Source organism: Sphingopyxis sp. Geo48, from assembly GCF_949769155.1.
Taxonomy (GTDB): domain Bacteria; phylum Pseudomonadota; class Alphaproteobacteria; order Sphingomonadales; family Sphingomonadaceae; genus Sphingopyxis.
This window is the reverse complement of record NZ_CATKPA010000008.1, coordinates 16,561-39,139: the sequence shown is the minus strand read 5'-3', so window position 1 is coordinate 39,139 and position 22,579 is coordinate 16,561. Positions and strand designations below refer to the sequence as shown.

At 64.4% G+C, this 22,579-nt stretch carries 21 protein-coding genes; 11 read left to right on the top strand and 10 right to left on the bottom strand.

The annotated features are described in order from the left end of the window. The first annotated feature begins 12 nt into the window (after positions 1-12). Entirely contained in the window at positions 13-987 is a 975-nt protein-coding gene (locus QOL79_RS18170; protein WP_058455256.1) for an arsenic resistance protein, read from the top strand. Between the two features lie 242 nt (positions 988-1,229). After that, the gene (gene hutC / locus QOL79_RS18165; RefSeq protein ID WP_058455327.1) at positions 1,230-1,913 is read left to right on the top strand and encodes a histidine utilization transcriptional repressor HutC; all 684 of its coding nucleotides are present in this window, start codon (positions 1,230-1,232) and stop codon (positions 1,911-1,913) included. A 10-nt stretch (positions 1,914-1,923) separates the two neighbouring features. On the opposite strand, the gene QOL79_RS18160 is transcribed toward hutC, so the two are convergent. From QOL79_RS18160 to QOL79_RS18145, 4 genes are read right to left on the bottom strand one after another with little or no spacing between them, the layout of a single operon-like run. Beyond that, positions 1,924-2,658 (bottom strand): PepSY domain-containing protein, encoded by a 735-nt coding sequence (locus QOL79_RS18160; protein ID WP_058455257.1) that lies wholly within the window; start codon positions 2,656-2,658, stop codon positions 1,924-1,926. Continuing rightward, a complete protein-coding gene (locus QOL79_RS18155; protein WP_058455258.1) occupies positions 2,655-3,359 on the bottom strand; it encodes a PepSY domain-containing protein in 705 nt (234 codons plus the stop codon). Before QOL79_RS18155 ends, QOL79_RS18160 begins: the two co-directional genes overlap by 4 nt. Then, the gene (locus QOL79_RS18150) at positions 3,302-3,739 is read right to left on the bottom strand and encodes a hypothetical protein (protein ID WP_156416562.1); all 438 of its coding nucleotides are present in this window, start codon (positions 3,737-3,739) and stop codon (positions 3,302-3,304) included. Before QOL79_RS18150 ends, QOL79_RS18155 begins: the two co-directional genes overlap by 58 nt. After that, positions 3,736-4,128 (bottom strand): DUF3703 domain-containing protein, encoded by a 393-nt coding sequence (locus tag QOL79_RS18145; RefSeq protein ID WP_082657785.1) that lies wholly within the window; start codon positions 4,126-4,128, stop codon positions 3,736-3,738. Before QOL79_RS18145 ends, QOL79_RS18150 begins: the two co-directional genes overlap by 4 nt. A 253-nt stretch (positions 4,129-4,381) precedes the next feature. Between QOL79_RS18145 and QOL79_RS18140 the strand changes: the two genes are divergently transcribed. The 8 genes from QOL79_RS18140 (at position 4,382) to QOL79_RS18105 (ending at position 14,187) form a co-directional block, all read left to right on the top strand. Beyond that, positions 4,382-4,777, top strand: a complete 396-nt coding sequence (locus QOL79_RS18140; protein ID WP_058455259.1) for a hypothetical protein — start codon at positions 4,382-4,384, stop codon at positions 4,775-4,777. 112 nt (positions 4,778-4,889) lie between these two features. Continuing rightward, on the top strand, positions 4,890-6,122 hold the full coding sequence (locus QOL79_RS18135) for a TolC family protein (RefSeq protein ID WP_231729123.1): 1,233 nt from the start codon (positions 4,890-4,892) through the stop codon (positions 6,120-6,122). Further along, entirely contained in the window at positions 6,119-7,366 is a 1,248-nt protein-coding gene (locus tag QOL79_RS18130) for an efflux RND transporter periplasmic adaptor subunit (RefSeq protein ID WP_058455261.1), read from the top strand. Before QOL79_RS18135 ends, QOL79_RS18130 begins: the two co-directional genes overlap by 4 nt. Beyond that, entirely contained in the window at positions 7,356-10,601 is a 3,246-nt protein-coding gene (locus tag QOL79_RS18125) for an efflux RND transporter permease subunit (protein ID WP_058455262.1), read from the top strand. Before QOL79_RS18130 ends, QOL79_RS18125 begins: the two co-directional genes overlap by 11 nt. A gap of 60 nt (positions 10,602-10,661) precedes the next feature. Then, positions 10,662-11,384, top strand: a complete 723-nt coding sequence (locus QOL79_RS18120; protein ID WP_058455263.1) for a HupE/UreJ family protein — start codon at positions 10,662-10,664, stop codon at positions 11,382-11,384. Between the two features lie 17 nt (positions 11,385-11,401). After that, positions 11,402-12,016, top strand: coding sequence for a hypothetical protein (locus QOL79_RS18115; protein WP_058455264.1), 615 nt, complete (start codon positions 11,402-11,404; stop codon positions 12,014-12,016). A gap of 92 nt (positions 12,017-12,108) precedes the next feature. Continuing rightward, complete coding sequence (locus QOL79_RS18110) at positions 12,109-13,443, top strand: MFS transporter (protein WP_058455265.1); 1,335 nt, start codon at positions 12,109-12,111, stop codon at positions 13,441-13,443. A gap of 300 nt (positions 13,444-13,743) precedes the next feature. Beyond that, positions 13,744-14,187 carry a sensor histidine kinase gene (locus QOL79_RS18105; RefSeq protein WP_082657786.1) on the top strand — a complete coding sequence of 148 codons (444 nt, stop codon included), beginning with the start codon at positions 13,744-13,746 and terminating at the stop codon, positions 14,185-14,187. Between the two features lie 229 nt (positions 14,188-14,416). Here the strand turns inward: QOL79_RS18105 and QOL79_RS18100 are convergent, their stop codons facing one another. From QOL79_RS18100 to QOL79_RS18075, 6 genes are all read right to left on the bottom strand, one after another. Continuing rightward, positions 14,417-15,118, bottom strand: a complete 702-nt coding sequence (locus QOL79_RS18100) for a phosphatase PAP2 family protein (RefSeq protein WP_231729124.1) — start codon at positions 15,116-15,118, stop codon at positions 14,417-14,419. 66 nt (positions 15,119-15,184) lie between these two features. Then, on the bottom strand, positions 15,185-17,560 hold the full coding sequence (locus QOL79_RS18095; RefSeq protein ID WP_058455266.1) for a TonB-dependent receptor: 2,376 nt from the start codon (positions 17,558-17,560) through the stop codon (positions 15,185-15,187). Positions 17,561-17,564: 4 nt separating this feature from the next. Continuing rightward, complete coding sequence (locus QOL79_RS18090; protein ID WP_283420340.1) at positions 17,565-18,515, bottom strand: FecR family protein; 951 nt, start codon at positions 18,513-18,515, stop codon at positions 17,565-17,567. Continuing rightward, a complete protein-coding gene (locus tag QOL79_RS18085) occupies positions 18,502-19,080 on the bottom strand; it encodes an RNA polymerase sigma factor (protein WP_082657262.1) in 579 nt (192 codons plus the stop codon). Before QOL79_RS18085 ends, QOL79_RS18090 begins: the two co-directional genes overlap by 14 nt. 113 nt (positions 19,081-19,193) lie before the next feature. Continuing rightward, entirely contained in the window at positions 19,194-20,519 is a 1,326-nt protein-coding gene (locus QOL79_RS18080; protein WP_058455269.1) for a lipopolysaccharide biosynthesis protein, read from the bottom strand. Then, on the bottom strand, positions 20,500-21,660 hold the full coding sequence (locus QOL79_RS18075) for a CDP-glycerol glycerophosphotransferase family protein (protein ID WP_231729125.1): 1,161 nt from the start codon (positions 21,658-21,660) through the stop codon (positions 20,500-20,502). The genes QOL79_RS18080 and QOL79_RS18075 overlap by 20 nt, the downstream gene beginning before the upstream one ends. 129 nt (positions 21,661-21,789) lie before the next feature. On the opposite strand from QOL79_RS18075, the gene QOL79_RS18070 reads away from it, so the two are divergent. Further along, positions 21,790-22,524 (top strand): HAD family hydrolase, encoded by a 735-nt coding sequence (locus tag QOL79_RS18070; protein ID WP_058455271.1) that lies wholly within the window; start codon positions 21,790-21,792, stop codon positions 22,522-22,524. Positions 22,525-22,579 lie beyond the last annotated feature (55 nt).

Sequence of the window (22,579 nt, the reverse complement as noted above, 5' to 3'; positions counted from 1 at the left end):
ACCGTTTAATATATGACGCAAAGCGAGCTGCGCGACCGTTTGGAAACCCATCAGGTCGCAATATATTTCGCCGTCGTTCTACTCGGCGCATCGGCGGGCGCGTTCGTTCCGGGCGCGACGGCGCTCGAGCCGGCGATCAACCCCGCGCTCGCCTTCATGTTGTTCGTGACCTTCCTGCAAGTTCCGATCGCCGCGCTCGGACAGGCGCTTCGCGACGTCCGTTTTCTGGCAGCGCTGCTTGGGGTCAATTTCATCGTCGTGCCGCTGCTGGTTGCCGGATTGATGCCCTTCGCACCCGACGACCCGCTCATTCGCCTCGGGATCCTCATCGTTCTGCTGTGCCCCTGCATCGATTATGTCGTGACCTTCGCGCATCTCGGCCGCGCCGACGCACGGCTGCTCCTAGCCTCGACGCCCGCGCTTCTGATCGTGCAGATGCTGTTGCTGCCCGTCTATCTTGCGGCGTTCCTCGGTGACGACGCGGCCGACGTCGTCCAGGCCGGGCCCTTCGTCCACGCCTTCCTGTGGCTGATCGCGCTGCCGCTGATCCTGGCCATCCTGTGCCAGCTTTGGGCGAGGCGGAGCCCGGCGGGCGAACGGATAACCGCCTCGCTCGGCCTCCTTCCCGTTCCGGCGACCGCGCTGGTGCTTTTCATCGTTATTGCCGCCGTCGTGCCACAGCTCGGGGCCGCGATCCCCGCCGCGACAAGCGTGCTGCCTCTTTATATCGCCTTTGCGGTGCTCGCCCCGATCGCCGGCTGGCTGGTCGCGCGCGTCGCAGGGCTGGACGCGGCTGGTGGCCGTGCTGTCGCTTTCAGCGCCGGCACGCGCAATTCGCTGGTGGTGCTGCCGCTGGCGATGGCCGTCCCCGGAGCGCTCCCGGTGCTGCCCGCCATCATCGTGACGCAGACGCTGGTCGAGCTCATATCCGAGCTCGTCTATGTGCGTGCGATCGCGCGATTGGGGCGCGGAGCATCATCGAACTGATTGGCGGCTCGGCGAAGGCACCAAGCCTTTGTCCCGATGGGTGGTGAGAGAGCCTCCCTCGGCAGACGATAAAAATTCCGCCCGGGCGCTTGGAATTCAGTGCGTCAAACCTGTATAGACGAGTTATGGATTTTCCCTCTCGCAGGCCTGCCAGCGGCTCTCGGCTTTCAAACAATTCCACAGGCGCGCAGCGCGGCGATCCGGACGAGAGTGGAGACCGCTCCCCCCCGCGCTATGCCGCGATCAAGCAAAGCATTTGCGATGCCGTCCGAGACGGCCTCCTCAAGCCCGGCGACCGCGTGCCCTCGGAGGCCGAGATCGTTCAGCAGTTCGATGTGTCGCGGATGACGGCGAACCGGGCACTTCGCGAACTCCAGGCCGCGGGGGTTCTTGTCCGCCGAGCAGGCAGCGGGTCGTTCATCGCCGAGCCGAAGCCGATCGGCCAGATGATCGAGATCCGGAATATCGCCGAAGAAATCCGCGCCCGCGGCCATGTCTATCGCGCGCGCGTGGTGCAAAATGAAGAGATCAGGGCCAATGCCGAGACGGCGCCACTGCTCGAGGTGCCCGTGGGCACCAAGCTGTTCCACTCGATCATCGTCCATCACGAGGCCGAGTTCCCGATCCAGCTCGAGGAACGCTATGTGCTCGCATCGGCCGCCCCCGACTATGGCAAGATGGACTTCACCCGGATGACGCCGAACGAGTATCTGACGCGCACCGCGCCGCTCGAGCGGGTCGAGCACCGGGTCCGCGCCGAGATCGCCGACGCGCGGACGCATAGCATGCTCGGCCTGTCGGACGGGGAGCCGGTCTTGCGAATGACCCGCCGTACCTGGAGTCATTCGCGCCTCGTCAGCCACGCCTGGCTCACGCATCCCGGCTCGCGGTTCGAACTTTCGGCGGCCTTTTCGATCGACGATTGACGGCCGGGGTTCAGGCCGGGCTGCGCGTGACGACGGGCTTGCGCTTCCGGCGCAGCCAGCGGAAATCGGCGCGGCTGAAACTCTTGAAGAGCAGGTAGAAGCCCGTTCCCGATAGCCACAGCGCTCCGAAGGCGACGAAGATGATGAGCGGGTGGTTGAAGCTCTTTCGGTTCACATAATCCATATTGTGAAGCATCCAGAAGAAGTCCCACGTCCGCCAGGTGTCGCCACGCATCACGAGGAAGCGCGCGGTGTCGAGCGAGACGTAGGCGCTGCTGTTCTCGGCATCGGCAAAATCGACGCGCCACATCGCGCCGGCATGATCGCGCGATTCGAGATTGGCTTTCGCCAGCACGCTGACCTTGCGGATCGGCGCGTCGTTCATCATCGCGGCAACGTCGCGCGCCATTTGTTCGTCGACATGGACAAGCTCGCCGCTGGTCGCATCGACGAGACGGACGCCCTTTGCAGAATGAAGCTCGTAAACCGGCCGCGACCCGAGATCGCGCAAGATCACGCCGGTGACCGGCTCGCGCTGCGGCAAGGCCGCGATATTGAAATACTCCCCGGCAGGCAGCGGATGCGCGTGCGACATTCCGCCGCCGTGGCCGCCGACCTTATCCTTGTCGAGCAGCGCCATCACCGAGCCGCTGAGCGCCCAGAGCAGGAATTGCAGACCGAGGATCAGGCCGACCCATTTGTGAACGCGCCGGAAAAACAGCGGCGTCAGCCGAATGCGTTTCATGCCTTGTTCCTTTTACGGCGCTTGAAAGACCAGATCAGCAGCCATGCCCCCGTCAGCGCCATCGCGAAGGCGCTCCATGTTGCGACGCGGAGCAGCGGGTTGTTGACGTCGCTGCGCTCGTCATAGTCCATGATGTGAAGCATCCAGGCGAAATCGAAGATCCGCCACAGTGCATGCCGCCGCGAGATCAGCTCGCCGGTCTGTGGCGAGAGATAGAGTGTTGGGCGGTTCCAGCCCTCGAACTCGACCTGCCAATAGGGTGGTTTGCGCGACTGCATTTCCTGCGGCGCGTGGGTCAGGAGCCGCACCGAAACGATCTTGCCGTCGCCGGTGTAGATGCGCCGCGCCTGTGTCCGAACCTGGGACTCTGTCAGGTCAGGCAGCGGCGCGCCCGAGCGGGCATCGTAGAGCCTCGCGCCGTCGGGCGTCTCGGCGCGCCAGACCGGTCGGCCCGCGAAGCGCTGGAGCCTGAGTTCGGATACCCCTGGCGCCGCCGCGACGACCTGCGACGGCGCTGCCAGGCCGCCGAGGTCGAAGGGCTGGGACGCCGGGGCGCGCACCAGATGGTCGCCATGAATGGTGTCGATATGGACGACCACCATGTAGAAGCCCGTCAGCGTCCAGAGCAAAGCCTGGACGCCGACTACGAGGGCCAGCCATTTATGCGTTCGCCGGACGAACAGCGGCCAACGGATCGCCATGCCGTTGCCCTCAGAACGCTGTGCGGAAGCCGACATAGAAGCGCCGCCGATGCACGAGACAAATGGCTGTCGCGCGCGAGCACGGCGGAGGCGGACAGCGCGGAGTCTTCCGCGATCAGGCCGGCAGGACAGTGATGATGATGGATCAGCTCGCTGCCGCTCCCGGTCGGCGAGTTATCGTCCGGGGAGCCGTCGTTCGAGACTTCGACGCATGTCTGATAGTGCGCCTCGACCATCGTTCCCGGCACATTGTCGAAGGCCATGGCAGGCGTATCCACACCTGCAAAGAGCGCCGCAATGAGCAACAAGAACTGGATGAGGCCATTTCGCATCACCCGCCGGTTAGCAGCCGGGCGTGGTGCAGGCAAGTCGCCGTTCATGACGCATCCTGCTGGAGATAAGACTGCAGATCGTCGGGCACCGGCATCGGTGCGAATGCGCTGACCCGCGCGCGGCCGATGTTCCCCGTGGGCAGTCGGCCCGTAAGCGACCCGAGCGGCACCAACGCGATGCGAAGCAACTGTCCGACCACCTCGCGGCCATCACGGCGCGCGAGCGCAAACCTCAACATGTCGACATGCGATACCAGATGCAGCCGGAAGTCGGGTTGCGCAAGGATATGCGCGCGTTCCAGATGGCTCCAGGCCGCTGCCCATTGGCCGCCGTCCCGCGCGCGGCGATGGTGTTCCCGTTCGGCCGCATAGGCCGTGCGCCGGTCCTCGTCTCCGCGACCGCGGAGCAGCGTCAAGGCTGGGCTGGGCTCGGTCATGCTTTCCTCTCGCGTTCGAGTCGGCGCGACATCTACACCCTGTAGCAGCTACAGGGTCAAGGACCTGTTGATGGGGTTGCGAGGTCCATGGAATCGCGCGGGCGCCAACACGGCCATCGGACAGATACGCCGAGCACCTGCTTTTTGTCCGTCTAGCTTGTCAACTGGCCCGCCCCCCTTTAAGCGCCGCAATGTGCCTGGTCCTATCTCCTCTGCCCTGAACAGACCTATCTCCTCTGCCCTGAACAGATTGGTGGCGACGCTGTGCGTCTTGCTCACCTTCGTTTATGCGGCGACGATGCCGGTCAAGGCGAGCAACCAGATTCAGCACATGATGCCGGCCACCGTCGCACATCAGCATAGCGTGCTCGCCGCGGTCCCGGTCGATGTGGATCACGATCATGACGCCGTTCAGGCCGATCATGGCGCGCCGGACCCCTCCGACCATGATCGATCGGGCGGCGATGCCAATGGCGAGCATCACCATCATGGCGACAGCGGATCCAACATCCTGCTTCCCGCTGCCGCGACGACGCCCGAGCTGGCTCCGTCGACACGCCTCGAGGGGCTCGGCACGGAACGCGCCATTGCCGGCCTTCGCGCGATCGAGCCCGAGCGCCCCCCAAGACTCTCTTCGCTGAACGCCTGAGTTCCGGCGCTCTCAAGGGGGCGCGGGGTGTTTCCACGCCTTTCAGCGAGGCTGTCATACGATGTTTTGCTTTCACCGAGCGCGCTCCGGCGCGCGTGCCGTCCGCCGAGTCATGCTCTGCGGAGGCGCCCTGCTGGCTGCCGCCGCGCAGCCTGCCTGGGCCCAGACGCTAAATCTCGACGAGGCGCTGTCGCGCGTCGCGACGAGTGACCCCGCACTTGCCGCCAATTCCGCGCGGCTCGACGCTGCGGATGCCGCCATCCTGCAAGCCGATGTCCGGCCCCGCGACGTCCTCGGCGCCGACTTCGAGGATTTCGCGGGAACCGGCCCCTATTCGCCGCTCGGCCGGGCACAGACGACGGGCTGGTATGAACGGACGTGGGAACGCGGCGGCAAGCGCGAAGCGCGGATCGGCGCTGCGCGCGCCGAGGTCGCTGTCGTGGGCGCGCAGAATCGCATCCGCCTGCTCGACCGCCTCGCGCGCGTCCAGGCCGCATGGGTCGAGGCGCTCGCTGCGGAAGCGGCGATCCCGGTCGCCGAAACACGGCTAGCCGATCTCCGTCAGGTCGAACTCGACGTCGTGAAGCGGGTCGCGGGGGCGCTCGATCCCTGGTTTACGGCCGAACGGGCGCGGACCAATGTCGCTCAGGCCGAAATTGCGGTCGAGCAGGCGCGCGAAGCCGCCCGCATTGCGCGCACCAGCCTTGCCGTCTGGTGGGGTGGCAGCGGCGATTTCAAACTTGACCCCGCGGCCTTTCAAGCGTTCGACGTCACAGTCCCACCGCGCGCGGACGCTGCCGACGTCGCTGTCCTGACCGCCGAACTCGCAGCCGCCGAGGCGAAGGTGCGGCTCGCGGAAACCGGCAATATCGCCGATCCGAGCGCGCGCGTCGGCCTGCGGCACTTCGGCGACGGCAACGACCTGGCAGTCATGGTCGGCGGCTCGATCCCGCTCGGGAGCAAAGGCGCCAACCGCGGCAATGTCGTCCGCGCCCAGGCCGATCAGCGCGCCATCGCAGCGGATATGGCTGTAGCGCGGGTCGAGATCGAGCGCGAGATCGACCGGATCCTGGCCGATCGCGGGCTGATTGCCGCCGAAATAAAGCGCATCGATGCCGAAGTCCTGCCGAGCGCGACGCGGGCGGTGCGGTTGATCCGCGACGGGCTGGTGCGCGGCGGCACCGCCTTCACCTTCCTCGAATACAGCCAGGCGCAAACGGCATTGAGCGACGTCCGCTCGCGCCGCGTCGAATTGCTCCGGCGCTTTCACCTGCTCGGCGTGCGGCTCGACCGGCTGACCGGTCGCCATACGCCCCTTCTTGCCCAAATGGAGACGATCCGATGACCAAATATCTGTACGGGGCGGCATCGGTCATCGCCCTGGCCATGCTCGCCGCATGCGGCGACAGCGCGGTGAAAAAGGAGGCCAGCGGTGAAGCCGCGACGGCGGCCGGTGAATATGAGCGCGGCCCGCATCGCGGGCGGATGCTCCGCAGCGGCTATTTCGCGCTCGAGATCACCATTTTCGAAGATGGGGTCGAGCCCGAGTTTCGCGTCTATGCCTTTCGCGACGACAAGCCGATCAAGCCATCCGACGTGAAACTGACGGTCGAGCTCGGCCGCCTCGGCGGCAAGGTCGACCGGTTCAGCTTCACCCCGCAGGAAGATTTCTTGCGCGGCAGCGGCGTCGTCGCCGAGCCGCACAGTTTCGACGTTCGCGTGGCCGCATCGGAGGCGGGGAGGAACCATAAATGGGCCTATCAATCCTATGAAGGGCGGACCGTCATCGACGCCGAGGCGGCGAAGGCCGGCGGCGTCACGACCGAGGCGGCGGGAGCTGCGACGGTCAGCGACCTGATCGACATGGGGGGACGGATCGAGATCACCCCCGAAGGCAAGGCCGAGGTTCGTGCCCGCCTTCCGGGTCTCATCGTTTCGCTGAACGGCAAGCTCGGCCAGCAGGTGTCGCGCGGCCAGGTGCTGGCGCGCGTCGAATCGAGCCATTCGCTGCAAATCTACACGGTGACGGCGCCGATCAGCGGCACGATCATCGAGAAGAATGTCAACGTCGGCGACACCACCGGGGACCGCGCGCTGTTCACGATCGCCGACCCGACCAAGCTTCACGCCGAATTCTTCGTCTATCCGCGCGACGCCGAACGGGTGCGGGTCGGCCAATCGGTCAATCTCAAGAGCCTGTCGGGTGAAGGACGCTTCGAGGGTGCGGTCGAGGCGGTCCTGCCGACGGCCGACGTCGCGAGCCAGACCATGATGGCGCATGTCCATCTGCCACCCGCCGCGTCGCGCGAATTCCGGCCCGGCATGGGGGTGGAGGGTAGCTTTGCCGTCGCGCAGGCCAATGTCCCGCTGGCCGTCCGGACAAAGGCGATCCAGCGCTTCCGCGATTTCGAAGTCGTATTTGCCAAGGTCGGCAACACCTATGAAGTGCGGATGCTGGAGATCGGCCGCCGCACGCCCGAATGGACCGAAGTGCTCGGCGGGCTGGCGCCCGGCGACGTCTATGTCGTCGATGGCGCCTTCCTGATCCGCGCCGATATCGAGAAGCCGGGGGCCAGCCATGACCATTGACACCGCCACGCCGCCCGGCAGGGCGCATCTGCTCGAACGGCTGATTGCCGGAGCGATCCAGTTCCGCTGGGCCGTCCTTTCGATCGTCCTGCTCCTTTGCGCAATCGGCGTCTGGAGTTTCCAGCGGCTGCCTATCGATGCGACCCCCGACATCACCAACGTCCAGGTCCAGATCAATTCGTCGGCGCCGGGCTTTTCACCGCTCGAGGCCGAACAGCGTGTGACCTATCCCGTCGAGACCGCGATCGCCGGGCTGCCGGGGCTCAAATATACGCGCTCGATCTCGCGCTACGGCCTCAGCCAGGTCACCGTCGTGTTCGAGGATGGCACGAGCATCTACTTCGCGCGTCAGCTGATCAACGAGCGGCTGCAATCGGCGCGCGAGCAGCTTCCGCCGGGCGTTTCGCCCGAAATGGGGCCGATCGCGACCGGTCTCGGCGAGATCTTCATGTACACGCTGGAGGCCGAACCGGGCGCGAAAAAGCCCGACGGCAGCGCTTACACGCCCGAGGATCTCCGCACGCTGCAGGATTGGGTCATTCGGCCGCAGCTGCGCAACACCCCGGGGGTGACCGAGGTCAACAGCATCGGCGGCTATGAGCGCCAATATCATGTGACCCCGATCCCGGCGCGGCTGTCGGCCTATGGGCTCACGCTCGACGACGTCGTGCAGGCGCTCAATCGCAACAATGACAATCGCGGCGCGGGCTATGTCGAGCGCTATGGCGAGCAGTATCTGGTTCGCACGCCGGGACAGGCCGCGGGCATCGACGATCTGAAGTCGATCATCGTCAGCAACCGCAACGGCATTCCGATCCGCGTCGCCGATGTTGCCGATATCGGCCTTGGCGAAGAGCTTCGCACCGGTGCTGCGACCGAAAATGGCAAGGAGGTCGTGCTCGCCACCGTCCTGATGCTGGCGGGCGAGAACAGCCGCGTCGTCGCGCGGGCCGCGGCCGAGCGGCTCGAGGTTGCCGCCAAGGCGCTGCCCCCCGGCGTCAAGGCCGTGCCGATCTACGACCGCACCGACCTTGTCGAACGGGCAGTCTGGACCGTCGAGAAAAATCTTCTCGAAGGCGCCTTGCTCGTCATCTTCGTGCTCTTCCTGCTGCTCGGGAACGTCCGGGCAGCGCTGATCACCGCGGCGGTCATTCCGATCACCATGCTGATGACGATCACCGGTATGGTGCGCGGCGGAGTGTCGGGCAATCTGATGAGCCTCGGCGCGCTCGACTTCGGCCTGATCGTCGATGGCGCCGTCATCATCGTCGAGAATTGCCTCAGGCGGTTCGGCGAAGCGCAGCACCAGCTCGGGCGGCTGCTCGATCGGAATGAACGCTTCAAGCTCGCCGCAACGGCCACATCGGAGGTCATCCGCCCGTCGCTGTTCGGGATGCTGATCATCGCGCTCGTCTATGTGCCGATCTTCGCGCTCACCGGCGTCGAGGGCAAGATGTTCCATCCGATGGCGATCACCGTCGTGATGGCGCTGACCGCGGCGCTGATCCTATCGCTGACCTTCGTGCCGGCAGCAATTGCGCTGTTCGTCACCGGCAAGGTCGAGGAGAAGGAAAGCCGGCTGATGCTCTGGGCCCGCAAGGCTTATGCCCCGGCGCTCGACAAGGCGATCCGTCTTCGCACGGCCTTCATTGCCGTGGCCGTCGGCCTCGTTCTCGTCTCGGGCTTCGCGGCGAGCCGGATGGGCTCGGAGTTCGTCCCCAATCTCGATGAGGGCGATATTGCGCTTCATGCGCTTCGTATCCCGGGCACCAGCCTTTCGCAGGCGGTGCAGATGCAGACGGCGCTTGAGGCGCGGATCAAGCAGTTTCCCGAGGTCGAACGGGTGGTGGCGAAGATCGGCACGGCGGAAGTCGCGACCGATCCGATGCCGCCTTCGGTCGCCGATACCTTCGTCATGCTCAAGGACCGCAAGGACTGGCCCGATCCCCGAAAACCCAAGACCGAGCTCGTCCGCGAGATGCAGGCGGCGGTCGCGAAGATTCCCGGCAATAATTACGAGTTCACCCAGCCGATCCAGATGCGGTTCAACGAACTGCTGTCGGGGGTCCGCGCCGATGTCGCGGTCAAGGTCTTCGGCGACGATCTCGACGCGCTGCTCGAAGTCGGCAAGCAGATCGAGAGCGTCACGTCGGGGATCGATGGCGCGCAGGATGTCAACGTCGAACAGGTCACCGGCCTGCCGGTGCTGCAGATCACGCCCGACCGTGCCGCGCTGGCGCGCTTCGGGCTCAACGTCGGCGACGTCCAGAATGTCGTCGGGGTCTCGATCGGCGGGGTCGAGGCGGGGCAAATTTTCGAGGGCGACCGGCGTTTCCCGATCATCGTGCGCCTGCCCGAGGCGATGCGCGAGCGGGTCGACGAGATCGGCCGGTTGCGCATCCCGCTGCCCGCAATCGGGCCCTCGGCCGATGTGACGATGGGCGGCGCGCCCGACGCCGGACTGCGGGGTTTCGTGCCGCTCGCCGACGTCGCGAAGGTCGAGGTCGTCATCGGGCCCAACCAGATCAGCCGCGAGGATGGCAAGCGCCGCGTCGTGGTGACCGCGAATGTGCGCGGCCGCGATCTTGGTTCCTTCATCGATGAGCTCAGAACCAGGGTCGATGCCGAGGTCGAGGTCCAGACGGGCTATTGGATCAGCTATGGCGGCACCTTCGAGCAGCTGATCTCGGCGGCAAAACGGCTCCAGCTCGTGGTGCCGGCCGCGCTGCTGCTGATCTTCGGGCTGCTCTATGCGCTGTTCCGCTCGGGCAAGGATGCCGCGATCGTCTTCTCGGGGGTGCCGCTCGCGCTCACCGGGGGCGTCGCGGCGCTCCTCATCCGCGGCATGCCGCTCTCGATCTCGGCGGGTGTCGGGTTCATCGCCCTGTCGGGGGTCGCAGTGCTCAATGGCGTCGTGATGCTGAGCTTCATCCGCCAGCTACGCGAAAGCGGTGCAGGCCTTGAAGACGCGATCCGCGAGGGCGCGCTGACCCGATTGCGGCCGGTGCTGATGACCGCGCTGGTGGCGAGCCTCGGCTTCGTCCCGATGGCGTTCAACGTCGGGGCCGGCGCCGAGGTGCAACGGCCGCTGGCGACAGTGGTGATCGGCGGGATCGTTTCTTCGACGATCCTGACCTTGCTCATACTGCCGGCGCTCTATCGGCTCGTCCACGGACGTGCGGCCAAGATGGACGCCCCCCCGCCGGCCGAGGCCGCCGCGCCGCAACCGGTCTGACTCTCATGCCCCGCGCGCTGCCCGGCGCGCGGGGCCATAGCCATTTCAGGAGTTTATCGCATGTTCACGCGCACGATCGCCCCGCCGGGGACGACGATCCGAAACCTCATTCTCGCCGCCGCCCTGTTGCTGCTCGCCCTCGCGGCGGGCGCCGACGCCTGGGCACATGGCGTCGCCGAGGGCGACAAGGGCTATATCCAGGAAAGCAGCGGTGTCCTGTTCTGGCCCTTCGTCTATCTCGGTGCCAAGCATATGGTCACCGGCTACGATCATCTGCTCTTCCTGTTCGGTGTCATCTTCTTCCTCTACCGGATGAAGGATATCGGCCTGTATGTGACGCTGTTCGCGATCGGTCATTCCACGACGATGCTGTTCGGCGTCCTCACCGGCATCAGCGCCATCGCCTATCTCATCGACGCGATCATCGGCCTGTCGGTCGTCTACAAGGCGCTCGACAATCTGGGCGCCTATCAACGCTGGTTCGGGTTCCAGCCGAACACCAAGGCAGCCACCCTGATCTTTGGTTTCTTCCACGGTTTCGGCCTGGCGACCAAGATCCTCGAATTCGAGATCGCGAAGGAGGGGCTGATCCCGAACCTGCTCGCCTTCAACATCGGGGTCGAGATCGGGCAGCTGCTCGCGCTCGCCGCCATTCTCATCCTGATGGGCTATTGGCGCCGGACCCCGAGCTTCATGCGCCATGCCTTCGCCGCCAATGTGCTGCTGATGACCGCGGGCTTCGTGCTCGTCGGCTACCAGCTCGCCGGCTACGCCGTCAGCTAATCCAAAGGAAATTCCTCATGTTCAACAGTCAAAAGCCCCGCCTCGAAGACCTGCCGACCACCCGCCAGCTCCTGCGCGCGACCGTCATCGCCGCCGCTGCAGCCGGCGCGATCCTCGTCGCGATCGTCCTTCCCAGCGAATATGCGATCGACCCGACGGGCATCGGGCGCCAGCTCGGCCTGACGCAGATGGGCGAGATCAAGACCCAGCTCGCCGAAGAAGCGGCCGCGGACGCCGCAATGGGCGCTGCTGCCGCGCCTCTCGTGCCCACCACAGCTTCTTCCTCAGCCGCCGCGCCTGCCACGGGCGCGCCGCAGCGCTCCGACACGACCAAGATCATTCTTGCACCGGGCCAAGGCGCCGAAATCAAGGCGACGATGGCGAAGAATGCAAAGCTCGCCTTCACCTGGTCGGTCGCGGGTGGCCATGTCAATTTCGACACCCATGCTGACGCCCCCGGCATCGCCTATCATGGCTATGGCAAGGGCAAGGAAACGACCGGCGAGACCGGCGAACTCGTCGCGGCCTTCGACGGCAAGCATGGCTGGTTCTGGCGCAACCGCTCGGGTGCGCCGGTGACGATTACGCTGCGCACCGAAGGCGCCTATACCGACATCCGCCGCATCGTCTGACGCGGCCGCCTCGCATCCACAGACTCCGGCCCGGTCTTGCGATCGGGTCGGGGACGGATAGACAGAAGATCGCCGCTCGCGGAGTCAAGCCCATGCTCGCCGTTCTCGCCAACCGGACCTACCGCCATCTTTTCCTGGCGCAGATCATCGCGCTCGTCGGCACCGGCCTTGCGACCGTCGCCCTCGGCCTCCTCGCCTTCGAGATTGCGGGCGCCGATGCCGGCGCCGTCCTCGGCACCGCGATGGCGATCAAGATGGTCGCCTATATCGGTGTGGCACCCGTCGTCGGCGCCTATGCCAATCGGCTGCCGCGCAAGGCGTTCCTCGTTGCGATGGACGTGGTACGCGGCCTTGTCGCGCTCACTCTCCCCTTCGTCGACCAGGTCTGGCAGATTTACCTGCTTATCTTCATTCTCCAGTCGGCCTCGGCCGGCTTCACGCCGACCTTCCAGGCGACGATCCCCGACGTTCTTCCCGACGAGAAGGATTATACCAGGGCTCTCTCGCTGTCGCGGCTGGCCTATGACATGGAGAGCCTCGCAAGCCCGGTGCTCGCCGCCGCTCTCCTCGGCATCATGAACTTCCATTGGCTCTTCTCGGGCACCGCGATCGGGTTTGCCTGCTCGGCGCTGCTCGTCCTGTCGGTCGTGCTGCCGCGCACGTCCGGCACCGCCCTGAACGGCGGCATTTACGACAAGACCACTCGCGGCACACGCCAGTATCTGAAGACGCCACGGCTGCGTGGCCTGCTGGCGGTGACGCTCGCGGCAGCGGCGGCGAGCGCGATGGTCATCGTCAACACGCCGGTTCTCGTGCGCGGCGCGCTCGGGCTTGGCCAGAGCGAGGTCGCGATCACGCTCGCAGCCTTCGGCGGCGGCTCGATGATCGCGGCGCTGTTGCTGCCCCGCTTACTCGACCGCATCGCCGACCGCAGCATCATGATTGCGGCGGCGCTCTCCATGACCATCGTCCTCGCGATCCTCGCGATCGCCTGGTCGTTTTCCGACGAGACGAGTCATTGGCCCATCATCCTCGGCGGCTGGTTCGCGCTCGGCCTTAGCTATGCGGCGAGCATCACACCGGGCGGACGGCTGTTGCGCCGCTCCTCGGGGGCCGACGATCGTCCCGCGCTGTTCGCGGCGCAATTCGCGCTCAGCCACGTCTGCTGGCTCCTCGCCTATCCGCTCGCCGGACAGGTCGGTGCGCGCGCCGGCATGGGCGCGGCGCTGGGCGCCAGCGCGGTCCTGGCCTTAGTTGGCGCGCTCATCGCGATCGCGATCTGGCCGCGCGAGGATCCGGACATCGTCGCGCACCGCCATGACGATCTGCCGGCGAGTCATCCGCATATCGCGGACGATCATGCCCAAGGCCAAGCGAACCACGTTTATGTAATTGACGAGTTACATACGAACTGGCCGCGACGGTAATTGTGACGCCATGTGCGAGGGGGGGGGGGACAAGAGTTCCCTGTGCCGTCTCTAGCGCGCCGCCAGTCGGATGGAAAGGCGCGGACCGCACCTCGGCATGATTGCCGATAGCGACGAATATCGAATTGGGGCGCCAGATCTTTCACTAGCCACGTCCGGCCTGAGAGCCCCGTGCGTGCCGCCTTAAATTTCCGGTCAAGGACGGTCAGGGTATGTCCCAACCTTTTAAACTGTGGAGAAAAGGGCCGGCCGACGGTCCTATGGTAAAGGGGCCGCAATGCAGCCCGGCTAGGCGGGGCAATGACTGCGCAGCGTCGCTTCGTCGCCGACGCCGCTCATGAACTTCGCACGCCTTTGAGCGCACTGACCCTACAAGCCGAACGAATTGGGACGACCGATCTCCCGGTCGAGGCGCGCGAACGCCTTGCTTTCTTGCGGAGCGGGCTGGATCGCGCGCGCATATTGCTCGAGCAATTGCTGGCGCTTGCAAGGATGCTGGACGCTGCGGCTGACGCTGACGCTTCCGCCCAACTAGGCACCGTATTACGGTCGGTCATTGCGCTGTTCATGCCACTCGCCGAAACGCGTTCGGTTGATCTGGGCGTCGTAGGCGATGTCGATATTGATGTGCCCATGCGCAATTTCGAGCTGTCGCTCTTGCTGCGGAACCTGATCGAGAACTCTCTTTATCAACGAGGTAGTCAGCCAGCTTGGAGGCCGGACGCAGATCGAGGTGCGCGATGATGCCCCTGGCATTCCAGCAAGCGAGCGCAAAGCGATTCTGCAGCCCTTCATCGCCTGAATTTGGACTCCGATGGATCCGGTCTCGGGCTGGCCATCGTCAAGGCGATCTTCGATCGCTGCCACGCGACGATAGCGACAGCGGATGCCAGTACAGGCGCGAGCGTCATCGTAGCGTTTCCTGCCGGTACCCCGCTCACATCAGCATCAGGGATTGCCCGAAATCGATAAATCAGGTGTCCGCGCGGGCCTTGAGGGGCGCAATCCTCCACATGATACTCCAGCACAGAAGAGCCCATCCACCGCCGAAAGCCCAACCGGCGAGGACGTCGCTCGGCCAATGAACGCCGAGATACAGACGCGAAATGCCGATCGACGCTACGAGCAATCCCGCCGCTCCAGCGACATAGATGCGGCTCGACCGGCTCGGCGCCAATCCGGCGACGAGTACGGCAATGGACAAATAGACGATGGCGGAATTCGCCGCGTGGCCGCTCGGGAAGCTCGCAGTTCCATATGAGGCCCAATGCTCGACGACAGTCGGCCTCGCCCTTCCAAACCATGCCTTCAGCAAGCTCATCACCAGCGCTCCCGATACGCATTGGGCGACGAGGAACAGGGCGAGTTGTCCTCGCTTGAGCGTCATGAGCAAGCCGGAGGAAAAAATGACGACCAGCGTCAGGGTGGTGACATCGCCCAATGCGGTCAGATCGAGCATCGCCGCGCGCATGCCGCTGCTCTCGCCGAATAAGGCGCGCACCCAATGCAGCCCGGGGGCATCATAGGCATTGAGTTCACCCTCGGTGATTTCCGATGCCAGCTTGAAAATACCGAGCGCGACGAACGCCGCGAGCGCTATCGCCGCCGTGAGGAGAATATCCGGCCGACGCGCCAGCAATCGCTCCGAGTTCAGCAGTTTCAGGATCTTCTTCAATTTCGCAACTCTCGCGGCATGGGTCGTTCAAACATCGGCCTGTCCTTTGACAAGAGGGTGCGCACGTCAAAATCCGGCTCGAATGCCCAATCGGACCGTCAGCGGTCGCAGCGGCGTGATCTGCTTGCCCTCAGCGACGGTGAATGGGTTGCCATAGGAGAAGGTGTTGCCGCTGGCGTTGAGCAGGTTCGTGGCGTCAAGCGAAAGGGACCAGCCTCGCGATGTGATGAGCGACGCGGACAGGTCGACCTGGGTCGTTTCGCCATGCTCCAGGATGAGCGGCGCCGTCGTCCCGAGGCTCGACGCGCCGATCAGGCGGGCCGTGCCGTCGAGCTTGAATGTCAGGCCGGAGGATAATGGCATTTCCCAAGCAGCGCTGAAACGCGCGCCTGTCCGCGCGATATTCGGCAGCGGCCGTTCGTCGGCTTCTTCGAGCCCCTCGGAAGGGTTGGTCAGCGCGCTGCGATTGACAAACAGCGCTCCGTCGAAGAACAGCTGATCGCTAGCGCGCCAGCGCGCATTGATCTCCGCGCCATAGACGGTTCCGCGTCCGATATTTTCGGTAAAGGGTAGTCCGTCGGATCCGATGAGGTCAGCCTGGATATCGGTCCAGATCGAATAGAAGGTCGTGATGCCTCCCGAAAAGCGGGGGCCTGTCGTGTCGCTTTCGTTCCCGAGCCTGATGCCGAGTTCGGCGGTGTGGATGGAATCCGAATCGAAACGCTGCGCGGCATTGACTTGTCCAGCAGTGATAGCGATCCCTCCGCTGCGGAATCCGCTTTGATACCGGAGGAAGGTCAGAAGATCGGAATTGGGTTTCCAAGACAGCGCCGCGGTGGGCAGGAACCGGACCTGCCGACGCTTCGGTTCGAAATCCTCGCCCGATCCCCCGATTAACTCGCCGATCGTCTCCGCAAAGACGACACGCCCGCCGAGCGTACCCGACAGGCGCGGAGCAATCCGCTGCGTTGCTTCGCCGAAGACGGCGACCTCGGTCTTCTGGTTGCGCAGCCTCGCCAGCGTAACGGGTGCGTCGAGCGGACCGAGGCGACGGTCGATGCGATCGATGTTGCGGACGAGACTGAACCCCGCGACCCAACTGTCGCCCAAAGATGCACGGTGCGAAAGGCGCGTCTCGTGTGTCAGCAGGCGGATCGCCTCATGGCCCTCGAATATCTGTATGTCGGGATTACCGCCATATCCGGTGGCATCGAAGGTCTCCGACAAGTCATGGTCGACGATCCCCGTCGATGAGATGAGCTTAAGATCACCCCAGTTCTTTGCGATTTCAACGCTGGCTGCCTTGAAATCATTGTCATGCGGTTGGGCGATACTGGCCGCGTGAGTCCGGATTGGCTGATCGGTTTCGGCATATTGGCCATCGCGCGTATCGATATTCTGGAGCAGCGCATTGATGTCGATCGTCCAATTGTCTCCGGGCTCGATGCGCAGGTTCGCGCGTGCGCCGTCGATACGCGTCCGATTTGTATTTCTCGCGCCCAGCGTCGCATTGTCGATATAGCCGCCTTCGACTTGCTTGTAGCCGACGAGCCGCAGGGCGATGCGATCGGCAACGATCGGTATGTTGATCATGCCGCCAAGATCATAGCCGGGTTCGGCATCGCGCGTGGCCGATCGCCCGGCCGTCGCCGACGCATGAAGTCCGCCATCGTCCGCCATCTTGGGAACGATCCGGACGATGCCGCCGAGCGCGCCCGCGCCGTATAGCGTGCCTTGTGGCCCTTCGATCACTTCGATGCGGTCGATGTCATATAGGCGCAAATCCGGCTCGGGCGCATTATAGGTAAGGCGCAGATCGCCAAGATAGAGACCTACCGTCGATTGGGTTGGTCCCGAAAAGCTGCTGTCGGCGATACCGCGCACGAACAATTTGTTGCGGCCCGGGCCAAGATTTGTCGAGGTCAGCGTCGGAATCCGGGCGACGAAAGCGGCCGTACCCTGACTTTCACCGAGGCCCGCGCTGCCGACCGACTGAATGTGCGCGGTGCCCGGATAGCTGTCGAGCGCCTGACCCTGCTTGGTTGCGGTAACGACGATTTCGGTGGGCGGCGCAGCGGCCTCGGGCCGCGGCGTTGCGGGTAAAACGGGTCTCCGCACTGCCGGCCTGGGATTCGCGCGCGGCGGGACTGCGACGATACGCACTGTCTGCGAATCGACGATCTGATAGGTGAAACCGGTGCCCCGCAGCATCGTGGTTAGCGCCTGCGCGATCGTCATTCGGCCGCGAACGGGTTTGCTGCGCGCGCCAGCGAGGCGCTGATCGATCCCTCCGATCGAGATCTGCGCCGCGTTGCCAAGCGTGATCAAGGCATTGTCGAGGCGTTGGGCCGGAATATCGAAGCGCTGGCTTTCGGCAGCGGACACCGGACTCGCAGTCGAGATCGAGATCGCGACGACAGGGAGGAAGTAGGTCCAAGTCACCGGATCAGCGCGTCAATTGCCATCCTTTGGCACTATGACGCGCACGGACGCCAAGCAAGGATTCCAATTGCCGGAAGAGCCGCGCTTCGTCACGATCGATGCGAATAACGCCCGAGAAACGGCGACTTGCGAGGTCCGGCGACACGGTCACCGGGGTGCCGAGAGATCGCGACAAATCCATAGCGATCGTCGTGAGCGGCGCATCGCGATAGCTCAGCCTTCCCTGTTGCCATCCTCCCACCGTGGCCGGATCGATTGCCGAGACGATGGCTTTCGAGGTTCCGCGTTTGACGCGGAGCTGCTTGCCTGCGGTGAGCGTCACGGCCTCGGAGCCCGGCTGGTATTGCACACTGCCTTCGGACACCGCGACTTCCAGCCCGTCGGCGGATTGCCGCACGTTGAAGATCGTGCCGACGTCGCGAAGTGTGCCATCACCGGTTTCAACGATGAACGGACGCGCGCTGTCATGTTTGATCATGAAGATCGCCTCGCCGCTTTCGAGGCGGGCGAAGCGCTCGGCCTTGCGGTCGAGCGCGATCGTCGTGCCGCCATTGAGCGCGATTTTTGATCCGTCGGCCAGCGCGATTTCGCGCGTCTCGCCCGGCTGGGCTGCGATCGATTCCATCCCTGGCGACTTCAGCAGCATAGGCGACAGGAAAAGGGCCAGAACGAGACTGGCGGCGATCGCCAGAAAAGCGCGGCCGCGATACCATGGCAACGCGCCAGGTTCATTGTCATTATTTGCCGGGGGCGAAGGGGTCGCGATCGTTCCGGCACCTGCAAGCTCTTCCGAAAGCCGGTCGTCGGCGAACGCGACCGCGTCATACGCATCGGCATGCGCGGGGTCGGCTTCCATCCAAGCCGTGAACTCAGCCCACAATGTGCCGTCAGCCGCAGGACTCTGCAGCCGCACATGCCATGCAATGGCCTCGTCAACAATGCTACCGGACGCCATCATCAATTCCTTCGGCCCATTGACGTTGCGGCGCGTCGATATCCACATCCAATTGCTGCTTGAGCTCCAGAACCGCTCGATAACCCCGTTGCAGATGTTTTTCGACCGCGCTGAGGCTGATCCCCATTTCGGCGGCAATCTGCTTTTGCGGGACACCATCAATCCGCACGGCGCGAAAGGCAAAGGCGGTGCGTTCGGGCAATGTATCAAGAACCGCATCGACTCGCCGAAGCTGGTCGCGAGCAACCAGCAGGCGATCCGCCGATGGCTGGGCGTCGCGGGGAGCTGCCATGCTGCCCTCGATATGGCCCTTCGTCCACTCCTGCTCGCGCGCGGTGCGGCGCTGCGCAGAGCGGCGGCGATCAAGCACCAGATTCTCGGCGGCGCGGTAAAGATAAGCGAGCGGCTCGGCGATTACGCTGGCATCGATATCCGCGAGTTTCAGCCACAGGTCCTGCAATATATCTTCGCCATCGCCGTCGCCGCGGAGACGAACGCGCAGATAGCGCGACAAGGCCGGCCGGTTGGCCAGGAATATCGCTTCTAGCCCAGAGGCTTCGGTCATCAGATCCTGCGCTCTTCCGTTTTCGCTCTCGCGGCAAGACTTAGCGTCTGCCCGATATGCGCGAAATAGGAAAGGCGTGTGACCGCGCGTCGCGCTTGTGGAGAGCAGCGGCATCATGCGGAATGGGCGGTGACACGCCACAGCGCGAAACCGAGCAGCCCTGCAGCGATCACAGCCTGCAGCAATGCGAGATAGCCTGCGCCTACCAGCCCGGCGGAACTGGTGAATAGCGGCAGCAGCGGCAAAAGGCCCAGCCCGGCAACCAGATTTGCCGCCACCGATAAACCGGGATGTCCAAGTGCTATTAGAGCTGCACTTGTTGGCGGTCCGGCCATCGCCACGACCCTGGCCAGCGTTAGCCAAATCATGATCGCCGCGGCGCCGGCAAAGGCCGGACCGGCGATCAGCACCGCAACCTCATGCGAGAAGAACGCCAAGACGACGACCAGAGGCAGCGCCGTTGCAAGCGCAATGCCGACACAGCGCGCGAGCGCATGGCGAATGGCTGTTTTCGCACCGTCTGCGGCTGCCAGCCGGGCTAGCTCGGCATAAGCCGCCTGGCCCAATATCTGCGCGGGCTGGGAAATGACGATCGTTGCGCGGTGCGCGATCGAATATAGGCCCGCCGCAGCCGGGCCAAGCATCGCGCCAACGATCAGCGGGGTAAGACGACCGGTCAGGTCGCCCAACATTATGTCGGCGTTGGCGGTCAGCATGAAGCGGCCAAGTCCGTCATGCTCGCACCGAGCGTCTGCAACCGCTCCGAGCAGGGGCTGGTCGAGCATATGGCGGCGCGCGAGACAGATCGCCGCGATCCAAAGCGACACGCCCTCAACCAGCGCAGCGACAAGCCAGGCAATCAGGAAGGCCGTGAGCCCCAGATCGAAGACGATGACCACGAGCGTGCCGAGCAGCCGCATCACCGGTGTCACAATATTATGGAGTGCAAGAAGGTCGAAGCGCCGCAGGATTTGCAGATACCCGCCGGGGGTCGCGCGCACGGTCGCAAGGACCGCAAAACAATAGGGTATGGCGAGAGCCTGCGCATCCGCCGACCATCCGAGGAGGGGGCCGACGATCGGCACTGCGAGCGCCGCTACGATCACCGCGACCAGCCCGGCCAGAAGCTCGACCGCGCCGACAAAGCGCAACAAGCGGATAAGCTTAGCGTGATCATTTTCAGCGGGCTGGACGCCGTAACGGACGATCGCGTGCCAGCCGGGAAAGGCGACGAGTCCGCCCACGAGCATCGCGAAATAGTTCACGAGGACAAGGACACCATATTGCTCGGGGCCGAGGATACGGGCGGCCGCAATGACATAGACGAGGCTGATCAGCCCCGCAGCCGCCTTGCCGCCGAGCAGCAGCCCGAGATTCTGGTAGATGCGGCGGACCGGTCCCGGCGATTTTTCCGCCGCGTCAGTGGGCAAGGCCGGCATCGATGGATCGGCCTTCAATTTCACGGCCGCGCGCGAGTGAAGCGATTGCGCGAGCGGCTCGCACCGACGATGGCTCGGAGGTGAGATCGAACGTGTGGTCGAAGAGCCGCCGCTGCACCCCCATATATCGTGCCGGATGATCCTTCACGGCTTCCTCCAGGCCGCGATCGAGATGGCGAGCGTCCGAGATCACCGGCCCGGACTGCCAGTGGGCGAAGTTGGGATCGTGGTCCGCGTCGATGCCGTGGCAGTTCAGAAAGAGGCAGGGTCGCGGGGTCCTGAGAAACTCATAAATCTGACTGCTGACGTCGCCGAGATAGATGTCCGCCCCGTTCGTGTAGCTCATGTCGGTCAACGCTGTGCTGCCAAGATCGATGTGAATGTTCGGCGCCGCTGCGTAGCGGGTGCGCAGCTTTCCGGGAAGGCCGAACCGAAGCTTGTCGATCGTGACCGCCATCCGCCGCTCGAACATCATGATATGCGGCGCGAAAATGAGATTGTAGCGGTCAGTGGCGAGGAAATAGTCGAGCACCGCGCGTCCCTGCTTATACCAGGACGAGAGATGCGGCGAGACGTGTGGATTGTAGAGGACGACAGGCCGATTGCTGCCGCGAAACTTGATTGGTCGCCCTTCCCCCGTCGCGATATCGAATTTGGGATAGCCGGTCATCGTCAGCCGGTCGGGACAGACGCCCGCCTCGCGGGTGAGGCGATCGCAGATTTTCGGGCCCGCCGCCAATATATGGTCGAATAGCGCCGCCGATTTGCCGAAGCCGATCGCCCGGTCTCCGGCACCATGGTCGGTCAGGATCATACGGAGCGATGATAGACCGTAGCGCGTTTTGAGGATCAGCGAGGTTCGCTCGGTCACGACGAGCAGGTCGAGCGAGCGAAAGAAGGCGAGATTGTCGCGGTAGACCAGCAATTTGGCGGCGGGGAGAATGGGTCCAAACATCGCATCGACGCTCCGCGACGCCGCCGAATGCAGACGCAGAGCAACGAATTGGATGCCTGACGGCACAGCCCCGCCCATCAGCCGCACGGCCTCACGCTCCAGAAGCTCGTTGGTGGTTGCGACAATGATCTCGGCGTCTGTGCCCGCCCGCGCAAGGGCAAGCGCGACCGGCATGCTGTGGGCCATCTGGTGAATCTGGTCATGATTGAAAAGAAAACCGATCCGCATGGGACGAACGACGCCGCAGCGTCGTGATATCCGCAGCAAGTGCGGAAAATAATTCGGGCGGCGTCCTACCTGCGGAGGAAATCGCTCATGTCATCATCCTGCCCGCTGTCGGTCTTCGATCTCGACCGGACGCTCACCATATACGGCACCTGGTCGCCGTTCCTGCTTTTTGCGGCGCGGCGACGCGCGCCGTGGCGGCTCGTCTTCGCCCCGCTGGTGGTCGGTCTCATGGCAGCCTACAAGGCCCGCCTCCTGACGCGCAAACAACTCAAGCAGGCAATGCAGCGGCTCATGCTCGGAAGCGCGGTCGATCTCGACCTCGTGACCGACCTCGTGGATGCCTATGCCGAGCATAGCATTGCGAATAATATTCACGCCGACGCCATCGCGAGCATTGCCGCCGAGCGCGCGGCGGGGCGTCGCGTCGTCATCGCCTCGGCCGCGCATCTCTTCTATCTCGAGGCGCTCGCCGAGCGGCTTGGTGTCGCAGATATCGTGGGCACCGCATCGACGTGGCGCGGGCGCGACCTCACGCCGCGGATTGCGGGTGAGAATTGCTATGGCGCAAACAAACGACGCATGCTCGAGCATTGGCTCGCCGGGCAGGAGATCGACCGCGCCAACGCCCATATCCGTTTCTTTTCGGACGATCTGTCAGATCTTCCGACCTTCGAATGGGCAGACGAGGCGGTGGCGGTCAATCCGTCCAAAAAATTGCTTAACCTCGCCCTGCGGCGCGGCTGGACGGTTTACGACTGGCGCCAGACAAAGGCCGCACGCGGTCGCTCCCTGCCGGCAAAGACAGCGCCGCAGCTGAACTAAACTCGCCTTAATCGCTGCCGTTTCGCGTGGCGAAGCGGAGCAGGTTCCACCAGAA